Here is a 1,722-nt window from a genome sequence, read left to right as displayed (position 1 = left end):
CGTAGTCACGGTAGGAATGTTAGTTACCCAACATCCCCCGCACAGATCCCAGCGTGCGAAATTATCGCACTGGGCTCTTCAGTAAATATTCGCTTCCGCAATCAAGCATTAACTAAACTCAAATTCTAACTGATTTATTTCTGTTATCCTCGGTTTTAACATTCTATATCTATCTAGCACCTTATCAAATTCCTGCCAGTCAAAGCTACGTCTTTGACTTCTTCGATTTAACCACTTATATAGTATTCTTTTTGTTATTTTATAAAACTGATGAAGACTTTTATAGTTCCCTATTATTCCATAGTAATTGTAATATCCTCTTAGTTTTGAATTCAGCTCACTAAATAATCTTCTTAGTCGTTTATTTCTATTTTCTTTACACCATTTAGTAAAATTCTTTAGTGATTTTCTTAGCTTTTTACGTGAAGTTCTTCTTTTGATAATATCCTTACCTTTTCTTGAAGTTCCCCAGCGTATCTCAAAGCCTAAAAATTCAAAATTATTGTTTTCATATTTACGAAATCTAGAGAAACTAATTATGTTTGTCTTTTCTAATGAAAGTTGTAAGCCAAATTTGCTCAACCGTTTTTGTAAAATATGATAAAACCGTTCTGCATCTCTTTTATATCTGAATGCACAAACAAAGTCATCAGCGTAACGCCAAAGATGAGCTTCACCTGAACATCCTTTCTTTACTTTTCTTATAAACCAGATATCTAGTACGTAATGTAGATAAATATTTGCTAGAATGGGACTTATTATGCCTCCTTGGGGAGTGCCTGTAACTGGATGAATAACTTGTCCATCTTCTTTTAATATCCCAGCTTTTAACCATTTCTTGATTAGCCTTATAAATTCTTTATCATTGACTCTTTGTTTAAGCATTTCTATCAACCAATCATGGTCTATGTTATCGAAAAATCCTTTGATATCTGCTTCTACTATGTAGCTGTATTTGCCAAACTGTAATTCTTTTGTTAAAGATTTTATTGCTACTTTTGAATCCCGGTTTGGTCTATATCCATAGCTATCATCTATAAAATCTTGTTCATAAATTGCTTCTAAAATATCGGCAGTTGCTCTTTGTACTATTTTATCAGCAACCACTGGAATCCCAAGTGGACGAAATTTTCCATTGTCCTTTTCTATATTCACTCTACGTACCATTTTTGCATGATATCGTTTACCTATTAGGCTATCTAATATACCTTTAACATTATGTTTTAAGTTCTTAGCAAATTCTTTAGCAGTTATTTTATCTACTCCTGCAGCTGCTTTCTTATTTATGTTTTCCCATGCCTTAGTCAAAGCACTATGATTTATCTGCCTGTATAGGTCACGAAATCTATACTTTTTGAGTCGTTTTGCTTTCCTTGCTATTCCCTTCAGTGAGGTTTGCACTAATTGCTCCGGCCTTGCGCGTCCGGTTAGTGTTTCCTTTGATGGGTTCATATTCCTGTCACCCCTTCCCCATGTAACTAGCTTTCCTAGTCTCAGAGTACTATGAGTCAATCCGACTTCCTACAAGCTACGGGTCGTCCTCTTTTTCGATTGGATAGACCTTCCAGCAATTACTGGAACCTGTAGGACCTCCCAAGTTCCTGATATTTCTCTCTCTTCATGCCAGGTTCTCTGACCCCGACAGACCCTCCGGAATCTCACCTTTTACGATTCCTTCGTATTGACTTCCGCAACGTTAACTACGTCATCATCTGCATTTCT

General features: G+C 35.8%; 1 protein-coding gene. It reads right to left on the bottom strand.

Going from position 1 to position 1,722, the window contains the following annotated elements; genetic code table 11:
• Nucleotides 1-108: 108 nt before the first annotated feature.
• Nucleotides 109-1,452, bottom strand: coding sequence for a group II intron reverse transcriptase/maturase (gene ltrA / locus B5D41_RS13940; RefSeq protein ID WP_078811227.1), 1,344 nt, complete (start codon nt 1,450-1,452; stop codon nt 109-111).
• Nucleotides 1,453-1,722 lie beyond the last annotated feature (270 nt).

This window comes from Selenihalanaerobacter shriftii (genome assembly GCF_900167185.1).
Lineage (GTDB): Bacteria > Bacillota > Halanaerobiia > Halobacteroidales > Acetohalobiaceae > Selenihalanaerobacter > Selenihalanaerobacter shriftii.
This window is presented reverse-complemented; position numbering and strand designations above follow the sequence as displayed.

What these genes read in the sequence shown, in the direction of transcription:
- ltrA (WP_078811227.1), bottom strand. Translation starts at nt 1,452, where the DNA reads ATGAACCCATCAAAGGAAACACTAACCGGACGCGCAAGGCCGGAGCAA.